This is a genomic window from Streptomyces sp. NPDC001709 (assembly GCF_053596375.1).
The window spans coordinates 1-18,251 of record NZ_JBSFGB010000080.1 but is presented as its reverse complement, the minus strand read 5'-3'; the positions used below and the strand labels follow the sequence as shown (position 1 = coordinate 18,251).

Annotated in this window: 9 protein-coding genes and 6 pseudogenes; 8 read left to right on the top strand and 7 right to left on the bottom strand. The window is 67.8% G+C overall.

From position 1 onward, the window contains the following. The first annotated feature begins 354 nt into the window (after positions 1-354). Positions 355-501, top strand: coding sequence for a hypothetical protein (locus tag ACWC0C_RS46360; RefSeq protein WP_450871081.1), 147 nt, complete (start codon positions 355-357; stop codon positions 499-501). A gap of 498 nt (positions 502-999) precedes the next feature. Here ACWC0C_RS46360 and ACWC0C_RS46355 read toward each other — a convergent pair whose 3' ends face one another. After that, positions 1,000-1,746: a transposase gene (locus ACWC0C_RS46355; RefSeq protein WP_450871080.1), complete on the bottom strand. Its 747-nt coding sequence runs from the start codon at positions 1,744-1,746 to the stop codon at positions 1,000-1,002. 136 nt (positions 1,747-1,882) lie between these two features. Then, positions 1,883-2,367 (bottom strand): annotated as a pseudogene (locus tag ACWC0C_RS46350) (NF041680 family putative transposase); the annotation flags it as partial. A gap of 626 nt (positions 2,368-2,993) precedes the next feature. Here ACWC0C_RS46350 and ACWC0C_RS46345 point away from each other — a divergent pair. Together ACWC0C_RS46345 and ACWC0C_RS46340 are read left to right on the top strand one after the other, a co-directional pair. Further along, a complete protein-coding gene (locus tag ACWC0C_RS46345; protein WP_450871078.1) occupies positions 2,994-9,215 on the top strand; it encodes a DNRLRE domain-containing protein in 6,222 nt (2,073 codons plus the stop codon). Positions 9,216-9,709: 494 nt separating this feature from the next. Continuing rightward, positions 9,710-10,585: an FKBP-type peptidyl-prolyl cis-trans isomerase gene (locus tag ACWC0C_RS46340; protein WP_450871077.1), complete on the top strand. Its 876-nt coding sequence runs from the start codon at positions 9,710-9,712 to the stop codon at positions 10,583-10,585. A gap of 224 nt (positions 10,586-10,809) precedes the next feature. Here the strand turns inward: ACWC0C_RS46340 and ACWC0C_RS46335 are convergent. After that, positions 10,810-11,161 (bottom strand): annotated as a pseudogene (locus ACWC0C_RS46335) (Lrp/AsnC family transcriptional regulator). A 101-nt stretch (positions 11,162-11,262) separates the two neighbouring features. On the opposite strand from ACWC0C_RS46335, the pseudogene ACWC0C_RS46330 reads away from it, so the two are divergent. Beyond that, positions 11,263-11,503: pseudogene (locus ACWC0C_RS46330) on the top strand (SMP-30/gluconolactonase/LRE family protein); the annotation flags it as partial. A gap of 1 nt (position 11,504) precedes the next feature. Here the strand turns inward: ACWC0C_RS46330 and ACWC0C_RS46325 are convergent. Then, a protein-coding gene (locus tag ACWC0C_RS46325; RefSeq protein WP_450871075.1) for an IS5 family transposase occupies positions 11,505-12,322 on the bottom strand; the annotation gives its coding sequence in 2 pieces (ribosomal slippage) (positions 11,505-11,974 and positions 11,974-12,322; 819 coding nt in all). A 37-nt stretch (positions 12,323-12,359) separates the two neighbouring features. Here ACWC0C_RS46325 and ACWC0C_RS46320 point away from each other — a divergent pair. Next, positions 12,360-12,889: pseudogene (locus ACWC0C_RS46320) on the top strand (SMP-30/gluconolactonase/LRE family protein); the annotation flags it as partial. Positions 12,890-13,032: 143 nt separating this feature from the next. Further along, the gene (locus ACWC0C_RS46315) at positions 13,033-13,236 is read left to right on the top strand and encodes a hypothetical protein (RefSeq protein WP_450871083.1); all 204 of its coding nucleotides are present in this window, start codon (positions 13,033-13,035) and stop codon (positions 13,234-13,236) included. Positions 13,237-13,311: 75 nt separating this feature from the next. On the opposite strand, the pseudogene ACWC0C_RS46310 reads toward ACWC0C_RS46315, so the two are convergent. Then, positions 13,312-13,611 (bottom strand): annotated as a pseudogene (locus ACWC0C_RS46310) (hypothetical protein); the annotation flags it as partial. 536 nt (positions 13,612-14,147) lie between these two features. On the opposite strand from ACWC0C_RS46310, the gene ACWC0C_RS46305 reads away from it, so the two are divergent. Beyond that, positions 14,148-14,510: a hypothetical protein gene (locus ACWC0C_RS46305; RefSeq protein ID WP_450871073.1), complete on the top strand. Its 363-nt coding sequence runs from the start codon at positions 14,148-14,150 to the stop codon at positions 14,508-14,510. A gap of 736 nt (positions 14,511-15,246) precedes the next feature. Beyond that, positions 15,247-15,507 (top strand): annotated as a pseudogene (locus ACWC0C_RS46300) (FG-GAP repeat domain-containing protein); the annotation flags it as partial. A gap of 374 nt (positions 15,508-15,881) precedes the next feature. On the opposite strand, the gene ACWC0C_RS46295 reads toward ACWC0C_RS46300, so the two are convergent. Together ACWC0C_RS46295 and ACWC0C_RS46290 are read right to left on the bottom strand one after the other, a co-directional pair. After that, positions 15,882-16,691, bottom strand: coding sequence for an ATP nucleotide 3'-pyrophosphokinase (locus tag ACWC0C_RS46295; RefSeq protein WP_450871072.1), 810 nt, complete (start codon positions 16,689-16,691; stop codon positions 15,882-15,884). A 472-nt stretch (positions 16,692-17,163) separates the two neighbouring features. Next, entirely contained in the window at positions 17,164-17,760 is a 597-nt protein-coding gene (locus ACWC0C_RS46290; RefSeq protein ID WP_450871071.1) for an isochorismatase family protein, read from the bottom strand. Positions 17,761-18,251 lie beyond the last annotated feature (491 nt).

Genomic DNA, 18,251 nt, shown 5'->3' with positions numbered 1-18,251 from the left:
CCCACGAACACGAGACCAACCACTACGCTCAACACCAGCCCCAACCGGCGGCTGGAGCCAACACATAGAGCCTCCACCGACCCCGGAGCGCTTCATGCTTCCCGAGCCTGGTGGTGGAGGGTGTAGCGGTGTCGTTGACTTGGCGTGCGGCACAACGGCGGCGCCAGAACCGCGGTGTAGGGCGCAGGGGTGATCTCCTCCACGACCTGCTCGGCGCGGACAAGGCCGGTGAGCACCTGCAACGGCGCTGCTCACGAGTGTGCCCGGGCAACGGGCTCGGCAACAGGAATGTCAGGGGGCTGGGTGGGGCGAGGCGGACTGCGGCGGCGGTTTCGGTACTGGTTCGACGGCACGATGGACCGGGGAACGCCGGCACTGATCAGTTGGCTCGCGCTTGCCTCGGTTGTGCTCATCGCGCTGGTCACCGTCCTGGTGGTGGCGCTCACCAACACCGAGGCCGAACGGAACGGCGGCTGGCGGGGCGTGGCGTGGCGTGGATGAGTCTGCTACGCGCCCTGGACCCGGGAACCATGGGCGCAGACACCGGCGGGCAGGTGTTCCTGGCCCTCATGCTGACAGTGACCGTCGGCGGGATCCTCATCGTCAGTTGGATCTCGCCAGGGAGTACTGAGGCCCGGTGGTTGTGCTGGGTCTTGTGCACCATCGGAACCAGAGCCGTCCTGTCCGAGAAGTTGTCGTGCGCTTCGATGGCTAGGAGGAGCTGGCGGCGGGAGCAGACGATCTGGATGTTGTATCCCTGCAGGTAGCCGCCGCGTTTTCCTTGGATCAGCCGGGAGTCGGGGTCGCTCAGGCAGGCGCGGGAGTCCGGGGAAGGGACCGGTCGTGGTGTGCGTGCCCGTTCGAGCCAGGCCCGTGCTTTCTCCAGCCGGGCCCGCTGCCGGACAAGGACGGTCTTGTGCTCCACCGGGACCGGCGGCCGTCCGTTGGCTCTCCGGCGGCCTGCCGCCCGGTCTTCTCGTGCCTGGGCTTCGTACTTCTTCAGTTTCTCCTGGTGAACTGCGGTCTCGGCAGCCAGGCGTTTCTCCGCGCGAGCCACATGCGCTCGGCAGCTTCGACCTTGATCCGGATCTCGGTGGGTGAGGGCATGGCACGTTCATGCAGCCTGTCCCTGGCCAGATGGGCCCGGGTGAGCCGGTCACACAGCCGGGACAGGCGAGGCCAGTCGTCACGTTCGTCTTCGCAGCCGTCGTGCCTGGCCCACTCATCGGCCTCGGCGCTCCTCGCGTGGGCGAGCGCGTCCTCCATCAGTGCATGGATCTCGTTCTCGCACTGGGAGATGGTCTCCTCCAGGCGCTGGAGTCGCTGGTTGGCATCGCGGGACGCATTCGCCCCCATCGGCGAACCGTCCACTGCCACCGCCGAAAGATCCACCAGGCCGCGCCGGTCGCACAGCGACAGCACCTGTACGAACAGGGAGTCCAAGGCGGCACGGTGGCGTCGTACGAACCGCGCGATGGTGGAGTGGTCCACCCTGCGGTTCGCGGTGATGACGAGGCAGCCCACGTCGCCCGAGCACGCCTGCTCGATGCGGCGGGAGGAACGTATGCCCTTGCTGTAGCAGTACAAGAGCAGGGCGACCAGGCTCGCAGGAGGGTAGGCCGCTCCTCCTTGCCCGTCGCCGCGGATGCCGTCCTCGAACGCCGAAAGATCAAGCTGTTCGACGACGCCCAACACCTTCCAGCACCGGTGCTCGTGCGGCAGCCACTCCCGTACATTCCGCGGCATCTCTAGGTCACGTTCACGGTCGTACGACAAGAAGTTCCGCCCCACCAGGCAAGATTCCGACGCCCTTGTGTTCCCCGGAAGCGAACAACGAATCGCTCTTGACTGCCGAAGGGACGAAGTCGTGCGACAGCCTCCCAGCCTTCGCGCACGGGTTTCTGAACCCTCTCCGGACGCGAGCAGGGGTGAGCTTGTTCGGCTCGGCCGGCTTCTCCCAGGGGCGCCGGAGGTCGGTCGCCAGCGGGCGGGCGAGCCGGAGCTGGGCGTAGGGGCAATCACCAGCCAGGTCCACCGGTCGGCCGCCTTCGAGCTGCGAAGGCGGGGCTTGGTCCCCCGGAGGCCTGCTTGAACAGGCGGAACGTGTGCTCGATGTCGAAGCGACGGAGGAAGGACTGCCAGCATCGGTCGACGTCTGCCGCGGAGGCGCTGGTGCCCGACCACCAGAACCAGACCGGCTTGTTCACCCTGCCGCTGGGCAGTTTCTCGACGACCAGGCGGATGACGGTTCCCTCGATGACGTCGTGGTCGAGCCATGCCCCTTGGCGGGTCAGTCGCGGGTGCCAGTCGGTCCCAAGCCTTTGCGCTCGCCTGCCCGTAGAGCCGGGTGTCCGTGGTCGTCACGGCCTGCACGAATGACCGGCGTGGGCCCGCGCTAGAACGGTAGGACAAGTTGAGCGGCCCAGGACGTCCTCCGCTTCGGGACAGGGGCGGGCCGGATCCGCCAGCGAGTCGGCGACCCCGGGTGGGCCGAACGGGAGACCCTCGGCCGCTCGGGGCGAGGAGGAGCGGCGAGCACCCGGGAGGGTCCGCGGCGGTCGCGCGTAGCATCACGGCTTGTTTCATCGGCAGTCGGCGTGAAGTAACCGCCGACACCATCGGTTACTCCCGCTTGTCCACATATTCCTTCAAGAAACAGCAAAGCCCGAAGGCCTCGCGTAAAGGGGGCAATCCGCCCACCTAGTAGATTCAGCCAGGCTGGCTGGGTATCACCCCTTCGCGAGAGAGTCGCGGCATGCATGCAACAGGAATCTCTAAATCCGCCCACAACAGGCATCTGACCTTGGGTTCTTTGCCAGGAGTTGGAATTTCCTCGACCGAGTAAAGATGCCGCTCGCGTGCATGTGAATCATGTGATCGCCCCCCACGGCTCAGCACCTCTGTTGCAACAGGAGTTGCAGATGATTCACGCACGCCTAAGAGCGTGGCCAAGAACGGCTAAAGCCCGCATACCCAGACGGTCCCGGCGGCGTATGGGAATCGCCGCTGCGTTGTCGCTGGCGATGCTGACCGAGGCGGCGCTGGTGCTGGACGCGACCGGCGAGGCCGTCGCGATGGGCAGGACCGGCTCCGCCGCCGCCGTCTCGGGCAAGGCGAAGAAGCCGTTGGGTGCGGCTCAGGCGAACGACGAGGCCTCGGCCATGCTGATGGCCCGGCTGCAGCACCGCAGGATCGAGGTGCTGTCGGAGCGGACCGCGGACACGACGACCTGGGTCCTGCCCTCGGGCTCGATGCAGACCGAGTCGTTCGCCAGTCCGATACGGGTCAAGCGGGACGGCACCTGGCACGACATTGACACCTCGCTCACGGGCACGGGTGCCGGCCTGAAGCCGAAGGAGGCCGTCGCCGACATCGCCGTCTCCGGCGGCGGCGACAGCGACCTGGCCTCTGTCGCCCGGGGTAGGACCCGGTTCGCCATGGGCTGGCAGGACAAACTGCCCGCACCGAAGGTGTCCGGGGCCACGGCCTCCTACGCCCTGGGTTCCGGCCAGACCCTGAAGGTCACTGCGCTCAAGCAGGGCTTCTCCGAGGACGTGATCCTCGCGAGCAGGCCCAACGGCCCGGTCTCGTACCGGATCCCGCTGCACCTGGACGGCCTGAAGCTGTCCCAGGCCCACTCCGGGCACCTGCTGATGAAGGACGCGTCCGGCAAGCTGGTGGCCGAGGCTCCGGCGCCCATGATGTGGGACGCCTCCCTGGACCGGCGTTCGGGTGAGTCCGCGCACCGGGCGCGGGTGGCCACGAAGGTCGACACCGCCGCGGACGGGTCGCAGACCCTCGTGCTGACCCCGGACCCGAAGTTCCTCGCGGATCCCGCCCTCACCTATCCGGTGACTGTGGACCCGACGTCCACGCTGGCGGTCACGACGGACACGTGGGTGCAGACCCCCGGCTACCCGGACTCGCAGGTCTCCTCCGAGGAGCTGAAGTCGGGTACGTACGACGCGGGCGCGGACGTGGCGCGGTCGTATCTGAAGTTCGATGTGTCGCCGTTCGCGGGCAAGCACATCCAGTCGGCGACGATGTCGCTGTACAACTACTACTCGTCGACATGCGCGACGAGCGGTGCGACCACGGACGCCTCACGGATCACCTCGTCGTGGTCCTCGTCGTCGATCACCTGGGGTGCCCAGCCCACCGTCACCGCCACCAACAGGGCCACCAACACCGGCCACTGGGGCTACAGCTCCTCCTGCCCGGCAGCCTGGTCGAACTGGGGCCTGACGGGCATGGTCCAGGACTGGGCCAACGGCGCGACCAACTACGGTCTGCGCGTAGCCAGCGCCAACGAGACCGACTCCACCGCCTGGCGCCGGTTCCGCTCGGCCAACTACTCCACGTCCGGGTACGCGCCGAAGCTGGTGGTGACCTACAACTCCTACCCGGGCGTCCCGACTGCTGCCGCGGTCTCGCCCTCGACGGTGAACGCGTACAACGGTAAGCGGTACGTGACCTCGCTGACGCCGACCCTGTCGGCGAAGGTGACGGACGCGGACGGTGGCACGGTCAAGGCCCAGTTCGAGATCACCCCGGACCCCGCCTACGCCGACACCACGTACACGTACACCGCGACCAGCGCGGGTGTGGCGTCCGGGTCCACGGCCACCCTGGCCGTCCCGTCGGCCAACGCCTTCCCCGCGGGCTCGCATCTGCGGCTCCGGGTGCGCGGCTACGACTCCACCGACTACGGGTCCTGGACCGGGTACACCCCGTTCGTGCTGAACACGGCGCTGCCCGCGGCACCCAGCGTCAGCTGCTCCTCGTATCCGCAGGACACCTGGTCGGCGAAGGCGCCCGGCTCGGTGAGCTGCACCCTCGACACGACGTCGACGGACGGACAGGGCTTCAAGTGGGGCCTGGACGACCCGGCGATGAAGCAGAGCGTGTACGACACGGTCGACGGCAACGGCGGCGACCCGCTCAACATCACCATCACCCCCGCCGACGGCTGGCACACGTTGTACGCCCAGACCATCGACTCCGGCGGAAACCTGTCGGCCACCAACACCAAGTACTCCTTCGGCGTAGGTGCGGACGGTGCCGCGCTGCTGAGCCCGGGCGACGGCGACCGGCCCGCGCGCAGGGTGGCCCTGGCCGCGACCGGCAAGCCCACCTACACCGGTGTCACGTACCAGTACCGCCGCGGTGAGACCGACAGCTGGCACAACGTGCCGCTCGCGGACGTCACGAAGAACAGCGACGGTTCGGCTGTGACGGCCTGGCCGCTGGCCGCCCCCAGTGGCGCGCCGCCCGCGCTGACGTGGAACATCACCACGTCGCTGACCGAGGACGGCCCGGTCGACATCCGTGCCGCGTTCACCGACGGCACGACGACGGGGTACTCGCCGTCGTCGTCGGTCACCGTGGACCGCAATGCGGGCACCGCGCCGTCGGACGGGGTCGGTCCGGGTTCGGTCAATGACCTGACGGGTGACTACACGCTGTCGGCGACGGATGCCTCGGCGTTCGGCATGAGTGTGTCGCGTACGGCTTCGTCACGGAAGCCGACCGCGGGCGCGGATGCCGAGGGCCAGGTGGCGATCTTCGGCCCGCAGTGGACCTCCGGCACCACCGCGGAGGCCACCGACTCCGATTACGCCTATCTCCGCCAGACCTCGTCCACCTCGGTGGCGGTCGTCGGCGTGGACGGCGACGAGACCGGTTTCACCGCAACCTCTGCCGGCGGCTGGAAGAGCGAGCCGGGTGCCGAGGACCTCACCCTGACCGGGTCCCTGACCGGTTCGTTCACCCTGAAGGACACCGGCGGTACGACGACCACGTTCGCGAAGGTCGACCCCGCTGCCACCACCTGGCAGGTGTCCACCACCTATCTGCCGACGGACAACTCCACCACCACGGTGGTCTCGGAGAAGGTCGTCAACGGTTCGCTGACGCTGGCCCGTCCGAAGTATGTGATCGCGCCGACCTCGGCGGTGGCGTCTGCCACCTGTGCCACGACGCCTTCCACCAAGGGCTGCCGCGTCCTGGAGTACGTGTATGCGACCTCCACGACGGCCACGTCTTCAGTGTTCGGTGACTACACGGGGCAGGTGGCGCAGATCAAGCTGTGGGCCACCGACCCGGGTGCGTCCTCCGCGACCGCGACCGTGATCGCCCAGTACGCGTACGACGACTCCGGTCGGCTGCGCGAGAGCTGGGACCCGCGGATCTCGCCGGCGCTGAAGACCGCCTACACCTACGACAGCGCCGGCCGCGTCGCCACCCTGACGCCGCCCGGTGAGCTGCCGTGGACCTTCACCTATGGCACGGCCGGCAACGCGGCGACCGCGGGGCCCGGCATGCTGCTGGCCGCCTCGCGGCCGACGCTGGTGGCGGGTTCGAAGACCCAGACCGACGGCGGCACGGCCACCACCAGCGTGGTCTATGACGTGCCGCTGACCGGCTCCAACGCCCCCATCCCAGCGGGCACCACCGACGTCGCGGCCTGGGGCCAGACAGACGTGCCCACCGACGCGACCGCCGTCTTCCCGCCGGATGCCGTGCCCGCGTCGAACACCGGGTCGGCCCTGGCCTCGGGGAGCTACGGCCGCGCCTCGATCTCGTACGCCGACGCGTCCGGTCGGGAGGTCGACAGCGCCACGCCGGGCGGGCACCTGAGCGTGACCGAGTACGACCACCTGGGCAACCCGGTCCGCGAACTGACCGCGGGCAACCGGGAGCTGGCGCTTTCCACCGGCGGTTCGGGGCTGACCGAGCTGACCCTGCTCGGGATCAACGGCCTGTCCACGGCGGACCGCGCGGAGCGGCTGTCCACTACCCATGTGTACTCCAGCGACGGCCAGCGCGAGCTGGAGAGCTTCGGCCCGCTGCACATGACCACACTGACCGGCATACTGCACGCCGGCACGGGTGGCACCGACCTGCCGGCCGGCAGTGAGGTGGCGGCGCGCCAGCACACCGTCACCGCGTACGATGAGGGCCGCCCGACCGACGGTACGGCCACCGTGTCCAACCAGCCCACCACGGTTACCATCGGCGCCTACGTGGACGGTTACCCGTCCGACGGCGACACCCGCGCCACGAAGACGGCCTACGACTGGGTCAAGGGCCTGCCCACCTCCACGACGGAGGACCCGGGCGGTCTGAACCTCGTCAAGACCACGACGTACGATGCCCAGGGCCGGGTCACCAAGACCACGCTGCCCAAGTCGAACGGCAACGACGCGGGTGCAACGGTGACCACCTACTACTCGGCGACAGGCACGGGCGCGTGCAACGGGCGCCCCGAGTGGGCGGACCTGGTGTGCTCCACGGGTCCTGCCGGTGCCATCACCCTCGGCGGCACCAACCCCACCCAACTGCCGACCAAGACGGTCGAGTATGACCGGTGGGGCAACACCTCGAAGGTGACCGAGACCGCCAACGGTGTCACTCGCACCGCCACGACCACCGCTGACGCGAGCGGCCGTCCGACCCTGGTGTCGGTGACCGGCGGGGTCGGTACGGCGGTGCCGGACGTCACCACCACGTACGACCCGGACAACGGTGACACCGCCACCATCACTTCCAACGGCCACACCATCACGCATGTCACCGACATGCTGGGACGGGAGATCTCCTACAACGACGGCAACGGCAACACCGCTGCCACCCAGTACGACGCGCTGGGCCGCCCCACCAAGGTGACCGACTCCGCTCCGTCGACCACCACGTACGCGTACGACACCACCAAGGACCCGCGTGGTGTGGAGACCTCCCGTACCGACTCCGTCGCGGGCACCTTCAACGCCACCTACGACGCGGACGGTGAGCTGGCCACCGAGCAGCTGCCCGGCGGCTACACCCTCACCGTCACCCAGGACGAGACCGGCGCGCAGACCTCCCGGGTCTACACCAAGGACAGCGACGGCACCGTCGTCGCCTCCGACACCGCCGACCACTCCATCCTCGGCCAGACCGTCACCGACACCGACACCGGAGGCCAGACCTACACCCGCAGCTACACCTACGACAACACCGGCCGCCTGACCCAGGCCGACGACACCGCCCCGGACGGGACCTGCACCCGCCGCGGCTACACCTTCGACGACAACACCAACCGCACCGGCCTCGCCACCAGCGTCAGCGTCGCCGGAGCCGCGTGCACCTCGACCGGTGCGACCAGCACCACCAACAACTACGACAGCGCCGACCGGCTGGTGAACGCGGGCATCGTCTACGACGCCTTCGGCCGCACCACCACCCAGGCATCCGGCGCGACCATCGCCTACTACACCAACGACCTGGTCCAGCAGCAGACCTCCGGCACCAGCCGGCAGACCTGGACCCTGGACGCCGCCCAGCGCCTGGCGGCCTGGACGACGGAGACCAACAACGCCGGCACCTGGACCCAGACCGGCACCAAGACCAACCACTACGGCAACGACGGCGACAGCCCCGACTGGATCCAGGAGGACACCGCAGGCACCATCACACGCAACGTCCAGGGCAGCAGCGGCGGCCTCGACGCCACCACCAACGCCACGGGCAACACGGTCCTGCAGCTGACCGACATCCACGGCGACGTCACCGTCCAGCTCCCCCTGGACACCACCAAGCCCGTCGTCGCGTCGGCCTACGACGAGTACGGCAACCTCGAGACCGGCACCACCGCAACCCGCTACGGGTGGCTCGGCGCCAAGCAACGCTCCAGCGAAACCGTCACGGCTGCCACCCTCATGGGCGTCCGTCTCTTCGACCCCACCGCCGGGCGTTTCCTCCAGGTGGACCCGGTCCCGGGCGGTAGCGCCAACGCCTACGACTACGTCTACGCCGATCCCATCAACAAGTTCGATCTCGATGGACGGTGCTGGAGTGGCTTCGGCTTCGTCTGCTGGGGCTATCACCACGCCAGGCACTGGGCCCACCACCACAAGACGTTCATCGCAGGATTCGCCGCAGGCGTGGGCTGCGGAATTGCCTTCGCAACCGTTGTCGGTGCGGGCGCCTGCGTCGTGATCGCAGGTGCAGCCGTGGGAGCGGGCTCCTATTACTGGAGTCATCGTCACAAGAGACGTCACTACAGCGGCTATTGGCGATACATGAACAGTGGCTACAAGGGAGCTGCCCTCGGCGCCACTTGGGGCGGCCTGATACGCGCCGGATGGGGGCGCTACGCAAGTTGGCGTGCGGCAAGGAGAGCAGCTGCGCATGCAAGAGAGCTCGAGGAATACATGTACAGGCACTACAGGTAGCTGACTGATACCGGCGGTGGCAGGCAAGCGTGCAGGAAGAGGCGTGCCTGCCTGCCACCGCTGTTCACCTCAAGAGGATTCGTCCGAAAGAAAGGAGGGGACGCACAGTGCAAGGCTTCACTGGGTTCTCGTACGGGGCCTTGGTGGGTGTGTGGATCGCTGCCGCACTCGTCGAAGTCCTGGACCGAAAAGGCCGCTCCTGGCATGGGCCCGTCAGGCTGCTCATGGCCCTGGTCGCTTCCGTGGCCTTCATTTCGTATGTCATAAGTGGCCGGTAAACGTTACTCGTCCTGGCTGCTTCCAGCTTTGAGAAACGGTCGGAATCTTTGAAGTGGAGATCGATGCGTCGTCTTGCCGCGCTGCTGATAGCGCCAGCCCTCCTGCTGGTGGGATGCAGCAGCGAATCCTCATCTGATCGGCAGCGGCCGGACGGCTGGCACCGACCCCTAGCGGCCCCTTCGGTGCCGGTGCACGCGAAGGCGGCGGTGCCTGCCGTGGTACGCACGGATGCCGTACTGCCTACCGTTTCGGGGCAGTTTGGGAGCCGGGCCACCATCTCGGTTCCGAAGTCCGCGCCGAGCGGCAAGTTCGTTGTCGCGCCGCAGACGCCGGGGCGGGGAGCTGCAGCACACGTCGGCGACATCGCGGTCGTCCGCTACACCGCCAAGGTGTGGCGCACCGGCAAGACGCTTCCCGGCTCGTACGGCAAAGGGGCCCGGCCGCAGGTGTTCGCCGTCGGGCGCGGCGCGACGCTGCCCGCCCTGGACCGGGCCGTGCAGGGCCAGCGCGCCGGTAGCCGAATCCTGGTCGTCGCACCCCCGGCAGCTGCGTACGGGACGACCGGCAGCGCGCAGCTCCATGTCACCGGCAAGGACACCGTCGTGTTTGCCGTCGACATCATGAACGTCATCGGAGCCCACGCCATCGTCCCCGGCGAGCAGCACTCGGTCTCCGATGCACTGCCCGAGGTGCACATGAACGAGGCCGACGGCACCGCGACCGTGTCCGTGCCCGACCAGGCGGGCCCCAAGGGCCTGGTCGTCAAGCGCCTGGTGGACGGCACCGGTCCGGTGGTGAAGGCCGGGCAGACCCTGGTCCTCCAGCATTCCTCGGCTGCTTGGGAGACCGCTCGCGGCAAGGACGAGGCGGACCTCTTCCTCAGCTCCCACGCGGACGGTGGCCCGCTGCCCGTCGTGATCGGCCGGGGCAACGTCATCGCGGGCTGGGACCGCGCCCTGGTCGGCCAGCGGGTCGGCAGTCGGATCCTCGCGGTCATCCCCGCGAAGCTGGCGTACGGCCCACATCCCCCGAAGGGCATGGCACCCGGCACCACGGTGATCTCGGTCCTCGACATCCTCGCAGCCACCTGAGGCGACACCAGCACTGGCCACTCATCACAAGTCGACCAGCTCTGCACTACGAAGGCCGCCCAGTGCGTACCCGTGATGGTATCCATCACCTGCGTCTGGGCGTGCCGCAGGGAAACGATGGGAGTCGGCTGTCGCGAAGTTCGTCGAGCATGCTGCAGACGTCCACCACTGCCCTGGACGTGGCCAACTACCGCTATAACCAGGTCGGCGAGATCACCGAGAGATCACGTCTGATTGGCGGCCTGCGGGGAGACCGGCCGCTCGAAGAATGTCTCCGGCACAACCGTCGCCTGGGTCCCGCTGACTCCGTCAATGGCGTAGATCCGGCCAACACGTCCTGCAGTTGCTCGGTGGTCGTGGTCCTGACTTTCACCAGCGCCGAGGCGTTGCCGGCGATGATGTGCGCCTCCAGGATCTCGGAGAGCGCGGCGAAGTCCGCGCTCATGAGCCGCACCGGCGGACAGGCCCACGGCCTTCCCCAGCGCGGCGTAGGACCGGGTAGCGTCCTGCTGAAGCTGCGCCAGCAGGGCACGATCAAATGTGATCCAAAACTCTCCATTCGGAATGTCCTTGCATAGACCATAGATCATCTTGCATTCTCCACAATTTGCCGAAGAGGATTCGGCATAATTGTGAATAGGGGACCCGTGACCAGCGGGCGCCCTGCGCTGTACGAGATGCTCGACGACCGGTTCCGTACGGGGCGGTGCATGAACGGCGATGACGGTTTGGAGGTGCTGTACACCGGTTGCCGCTGGGCCGAGGGGCCGATCTACCTTCCTGCTTGGAGGGAGTGACATCCCCAACGACCGGATGCTGCGCTGGGACGAGGAGACCGGTGCCGTCAGCGTCTTCCGCCGCTGTGCCGGGCACACCAACGGCAACACTCTTGACTGCCAAGGCCGGCTTAGACCGTGTCCTACATGGTGAGTTTGAGGAGCCGCTTGTAGCAGCAAAGGGCTGCGGCAAGTCCGAGGAAGGCCAGGTAGTTACGGGGATGGCGCTCGTAGCGGGGGCTGAGTCTGCGGTATCCGGACAGCCAGGAGACGGTCCGTTCGATCACCCACCGGCGTCGCCCTAAGCGTTCGCTGGACTCGGTGCCCTTGCGTGCGATGTGGACGCCGATGTGCTTGCCCCACAGCCATTTCCGCAGGTGGGGGATGTCGTAGGTCTTGTCGGCGTGAAGCCGCTTGGGTTTGAAGTGACGGCCTCGATGCGGGTCGTGTTGCGTTTGGATACCCGCGACCATGGGCTTCAGGCCTTCGCTGTCGTGGACGTTGGCGGCCGAGACACCGACGACCAGGGGCAGTCCGTTCGCGTCCGACAGGACGTGCATCTTGGAACCCGGCTTGCCCCGGTCCACGGGGCTCGGACCTGTGTGTTCGCCCCTTTTTCAGCCCTGACGTGGGCGGAGTCGAGGACCACACGGGAGACGTCGACAAGGCCCGCATCGTCGAGTTGGTGCAGGACCGCTTCGTGTAGACGGCCCCAGACGCCGGCTCGCGACCAGATCATGAACCGGCGGTGCGCGGTCGACGTCGATATCCCGAAGCACGGCGGCAAGGCCCGCCATGCGCAGCCGCTGACCAGCACGTAGATGATCGCTGCGAACAGCGTCTCATCAGGTGTGTTCTGCTTACCGCCGCCCTGCGGCCGCACCCGATCCTCCGGAATCAACGGCTTGGCGATCTCCCACAAGCCGTCCGGAACAATCCAACTCCACGTACCCCGCCCCATACGCAGCCCAACGACCAACCGCCATGTAGGACATGGTCTAATTACCTGCGAGCAGGGCAACCGCCGGGTGACACGAACCGAGCATGACGGCACTGTCACGGTGCTGGCCGATCGCTGGCGGGGCAAGCGGCTAAACAGCCCGAACGCGGCGCAGCGGTGAAGTCGGACGGCTCCATCTGGTTCTCCGATCCGGACTTCGGCATCACCAGCGACTACGAGGGTTACCGCGCCGAGAGCGCGATCGGCGCCAACAATGTCTACCGGATCGACCCGGACAATGGTGAAGTACGCCTGGTAGCCGACTGCTTCACGGCGCCGAACGGCCTGGTCTTCTCGGCCGACGGGCGAGAGCTCTTCGTCTCCGACACCCGGGCCGGCTGCATCCGGGTCTTCGACGTACGGGATAACGACACGCTCTCCGACGGCAAGGTCTTCGCCGACGCCGCACGCCGCAAGAACGCCCGTTTCGACAACCTCCGCTTCGACGACGGTGGCCGGCTCTGGGCGGCCGCGATGGACGACGGGGTGCACTGCTACGACCCTGACGGCACCCTGATCGGGCGACTCAACCACCAACAGGCGGCGATGCCCGAGCAGTTGCTCGCGCCCCCGGCCGTCGATCCCGAGCACGATGACCAGGGGCCGGAGGCCGAATCTCGGGAGGCGGTCGACCTGACGGCGCTGCGAGCCTGAGGAGGTCGCGCACGGATGTGGAAGCCCTCGATGTCACGGCCGAGCGGCTGCGCCACCTGAAGGATGTGTTCACCAAAGCGGCCGACGACTCCCGCGCTCGCACGGACCGCTACGCCGCACAGGACGATGCCGATGGAGCGCACCCGGTGCGCCCGAACGACCAGCAGATGCACCGCCCACAGCAGCCCGCACCGCACCGCGGCCGAGAAGCCGGCCACTGAGCGCACCCGATGCCGGGCACCCGATGCTGCGGTGCGCACCGACGATGCCGCGCATGCACCTGCCCGCTGTTTGTTCGGGGCTTCGGCGCCATCGCCGTGACGGACACGCTCGAGCACATCCTGATGGAGAGCGTTCAACTCACCGGAGGGGAGGGGAGGGGAGGGGAGGGGAGCGGGGCTGCCGGTGAGTGTGTACCACTCTTCGGCGCCCGTGTACTGGATCGCGATCTGGGCCCTTCCACCAGTGAGCCGGGTCGTGGCCACGGTCAGCTCGCCGGTGATGACTCCGACCTCGTCGGTCATGGCGCCACCGGGCCCGGCCTCCACGGTGTCGATGAGTCGCTCAGGGATTGTCTTGGCGCCGTCGTTGTTCATGAGGCACAGCCTCTTTCCTCGCGCCGAGTGATCATCCGCATCCCGAGCCTAGCTGCTCGCACTCACCAACCCTGGCTGATCCACGCAGCGTCACCCGGTAGCAGGAGGCCGCCAGGCCGGCGGAACGGTTCTGCGTGTCCACTTTGTGCAGCGCCATGCCGCGACCGGGCGACAAAGCAACAACACCGCGGCCAGCTCCGGTAGTTGATGCCTTCGTGATCATTTCATCCGTGCGACGCCGCGCCGCCATTCTGGCCCTGACGTGCCTTTCCCTCCTCGTCACGGCAACCCTCGCGCCCGCATACGCTGCGCCCCCACAACCACGGCCGCCTCCACGGTCGTGCGGCGTGACCTGCCCGAGCCGCCGGCCACCGACGTCGCCCTGAAGGAACTCGGCGAACTCACCATCGACGCCCCGCACTCGATGGCCGGCTACTCGCGGGCGAAATTCCCCACTGGATCAGGCAGTACGGGGGATTGCGACACCCGGAAGTCGTCCTCTCCCGCGACGGCCGGGACGTCACCCAGGACTCGATGTGCCGGGCTACCACGGGGAGGTGGTACAGCCCCTACGACGGCAAGACCCTCGATGCCGCCTCCAAGGTCGACATCGACCACATGGTCCCCCTCGCCAACGCCTGGCGCTCCGGCGCCGAACCTGGACCACCGACAAGCGTAAGAAGTTCGCCAACGACCTCGACCACTCGCAGCTGATCGACGTCTCCGCCGCCTCCAACCGCTCCAAGGGCGACCAGTCACCGGACCAGTGGGCGCCCCCGAACAAGGACTACTGGTGCACCTACTCACGGGCCTGGACCGACATCAAGCACCTGTACGGACTGAGCATCACGCCGCCTGAGAAGACCAAGCTCACCGAGATGCTCAACACCTGCGACTAACGCCTCGCGACGGCAACCGCCCCGCATGCCGGCGTCAGGGTGCAGGACCTGTCGCCTTCCGCCCCGCCTCCCACGAGATGGGGCGGATGCGCCACCGGGGTCGCGCCCCTGGTCGCACTTCCGGTCGCGCCTCTGGTCGCAGCAGACCGCCCTCCGGCGCGACCTTACGCAGGGTTCTGGCCAGCAAGACAAGGGGATGTTCGGCGAATTCCCGGAACGTCGACAACTTCCGTGGGGAGCCTCGGTCACCGGCATCCTCAACTCGCCGGTCATCAGTGGAATGCTAGGAAGCGTGTTCGCCTCGTACGCCGGGATGGTGCTTCCGGGCCTGCCTCCCCAAGGGTCCAAAGGCGCTGGCCTGGGCGGGACATCTGGTCGAGTGCCGCGGCTGGGAGTACGAGATCTGGTCGGGAGGGCTGACGTTGCTGGAGAACGTCCGGTTCCTGGCCGTCTATCGGCACCCCGATGTTGTACCCACCGTCGACGTTGAACGGGCCTGGCGGGAGGTCGTCGACGGGGACTTCGGGAGGCACTGGAACTGCCGCGGAAATCGAACTACGCACACGCCGGATTGGCTGGAGGTGTCGTGTCGAATCCGTTGTCCCAGTCGCGACTGGCCGAAGCTCTGGGAAGCCTCAGCCAGTGTGCGGGCTGTGAGCCGATTAATTCATGGCCGCGGCGCCATGGCGTCCGGCGGTGGTGCCGCGCAGCAGGGTCAGCCGACCAGCTGCGCGTAGGCGGGGGCGTCGAGGAGATTGTCGGCTTCGGCGACGAGGGGGTCTGGGTGTCGCAGAACCGCGGCGACGGCCGGTTCGACCAGGCCCAGCTGGTATGCCGCGGCTTCGGCTACAACGACGTCGCCGGCGCCTGGCGAGTCGACCGCCACCCCCGCTACCTGGCCGACATCACCGGTGACGGACGCGTCGACATCATCGGCTTCGGCGGTCCAGGGGTATACGTGGCCCGAAACCTCTACCGCCGTTTCAGAACCCGATAACTCTCGCCTCTTCTCGGACTTGAGCGGCGTGGTGAGGACCAGCGCGAGGACTCGTCGGACGAGTGGCAGGGCGACACCACTGCGCGAGGACCGGTTCTTGGTGGCGAGGATCCGCGCGGTCCGCGGCGAGTCCGCCGGCGCTTATGGCTTTCTACGGGCAGCTTCAGGAAAGGGCTTGCGGGTCACCGAGTAACCGATCTCTTTGAGCCTGGACCGGTCCCGCTGCTGGTCGGCCCGCGGCCCGTCACGGCTCCGACTCAGCGACGAGGTGGGCGGATTATCCTTGGGACGGATTTCGTAGATGCTGGGTCAGCGGGTGGCGCGGGGGGACTGAGGGCAGCCCCGGGCAGGCGGCCGGGGCTGCGCAGCAGGCGTCAGGCTGTTGGCGCAAGACGAGTGGCAGGTGGAGCGATGGCGGGAGCGCCGTCCGGGACGGGTACTGCGGCGAAGATCGCGTCCTGCTGGTCCTGTAGCTCCTTCTTGCGCTCGGGGCTGGTCGACGGCAGCCGCTGCTCCTCGTACAGCTTGTGCGTTTCCTCCTGGGCGAGCTTGCTCGCCGGGGTGTGGAACTGCACCTCGAACAGCTGCCGCGATCCGGGTGCGCGCCACCCCGTGTTGAGTCCCTTGTAGCCCTTCTCCCGACCCCAGGTGTTGGACCACTTCGTGGTGTCACTGCCCCAGGCGGACAGCGAATCCGAGGCGATGGTGACACCGGCGACGTAGCGGTCCTCAGGCCATTGCAGGGTGTAGCGCACCGCGTCACTCAGGCGCGCCAGGACGGCGTCGGTGTTGCGTTCCGGATGCTCCTTGAGGTCGGTGGCGACCTTTCGCTTGAGGGAGTCGGGGGACTTGAGGCGGTAGTCGAAGCCGACGACCTCGGCCTGGCTGAGGTCGGCGGCAGCCTGTACATCGCGGCTGATCGACGGCTCCGCCGCGCGGGCCCGGGCAAGGTACGCGTCGACCTTGCGGTTGTCCGCGGCGTTCAGGCACAGTCCGTCGCGCTCCCAGCCGTACGGGTCGTCGTCGCACTGCCCCGCACCGCCACCGCTGCGCATGACGCTGGTGTGCCTGCCCGCCGTGTCGGAGGGGTCGGCGGCGTACGCGGTGAGCCCGGTAGTGGCCGTGGTCAGGGCGAGAGCGGCGGCCAGTACGGCGGCCGCCCGGCCCAGGTGGTGCGTGCTCATGCGGCAGGGGTGTCCCTTCTTGGCGCGTGGCACCGCCTGCACCCGACGAACGGTGCGGGCGTGATCGTCGCCGTGGACAACGGGAGGAAGGACGGAAAAGTCCCGCGAAGCAGCCTCAGATATCGGGCATTGGCGTGATGGCGCCGTCCGGCGGCGGAATCGTGCGGCGCAGCGGTGCTGTCAGCCAGCTTTCCGAGCCGATGATCGTCTCGGCGAACCTTGGACGCCCGAACCGCCGCCGGGTACACCGGAACGGATCGGTGGCGCTCCATGCGCCGCACCCTCCGCGTCCCCGAACTGCCGGAGAAGACCGAATATATCCACACCGAGCTGGCCGTGGCCGAGCGGAAATGGAAGGAGTGGGTCATCGCCCGCTTCCGCGTTGGTGAGGTGCCGGTTCCGGACAAGAGCGGGATGCGCGCCGTCGTCCCCAGTGGCCGGGTGGGGGCTTACTCTGGGGTCTCCGTAGACGTCATGCGTCGAGGACGACGGGTTGACCGGTGAGTGCGACTCCGGCCTGGCGTAGTTCCTCGATGGCTTGGTTGGTGGTGTCGGTGGCGACGCCGGCGGTGTAGTCGAGCAGGACGCGTACGGCGAAGCCGGCTTTCGCGCCGTCCAGCGCGGTGGCCTTCACGCAGTGGTCGGTGGCGATACCGACGACGTCGACGTCGCGGACGCTGCGCGCGTGGAGCCAGTCGGCCAGGGACGTGCCGTCCTCGGCCGTGCCCTCGAAGCCACTCTTTGAGGCGGAGTGCGCACCCTTGTAGAAGACCTCGTCGACGGCACCGGAAGCGGCGGTCGGCGCGAAGTGCGGGTGGAAGGTGCTTCCCTCGCTGCCGGCCACACAGTGCACGGGGAAGGAGTTTTGGTAGTCGGGGTGGTCGGAGAAGTGGTCGCCCGGGTCGATGTGATGATCGCGGGTGGCGACGATGTGCGCGTACTCGCTGCCGGCGGAGCGTTGGACCATCTCGGCGATGGCGCGGGCCCGGTCGGCGCCGCCCTTCACCGGGATGCTGCCGCCCTCGCAGAAGTCCTTCTGCACATCGACGACGATCAGAGCAAGGCGCACAGCGCAATCCCTTCCTCGCAGGAACGTGCCCGTATGCCTGCCCGTCCGCTGCGAACGGACGCATCACGGGACCGTGATGCACCCGAACGGCCCAGTCCGCACGGGTTGGCTTCGACCACGAGACCTGGCTCCAAGGCGCGTGCCGGCGATTCCTAGAGGGTGTCTGAAAAGCCTGTCAGCGGGCTGGTCTTGCGAGGCGGCGCACGAGGAGCATGGCCATGGTGAGGTAGATGGCGTTCTCCGAGCAGACGCGCAGGTACTCGTAGTCCTTCGACAGGCGGCGGCACCGTTCCAGCCAGGCGAACGTCCAAAGTGCGTCACCACCCCGCTATCAGGCGACTTGCCCGCTGACAGGCTTTTCAGACGCCCTCTAGTGCACACAGAGGTCTGCGCACTGTGAAGCGCTCCGGGGTCGGTGGAGGCTCTATGTGTTGGCTCCAGCCGCCGGTTGGGGCTGGTGTTGAGCGTAGTGGTTGGTCTCGTGTTCGTGG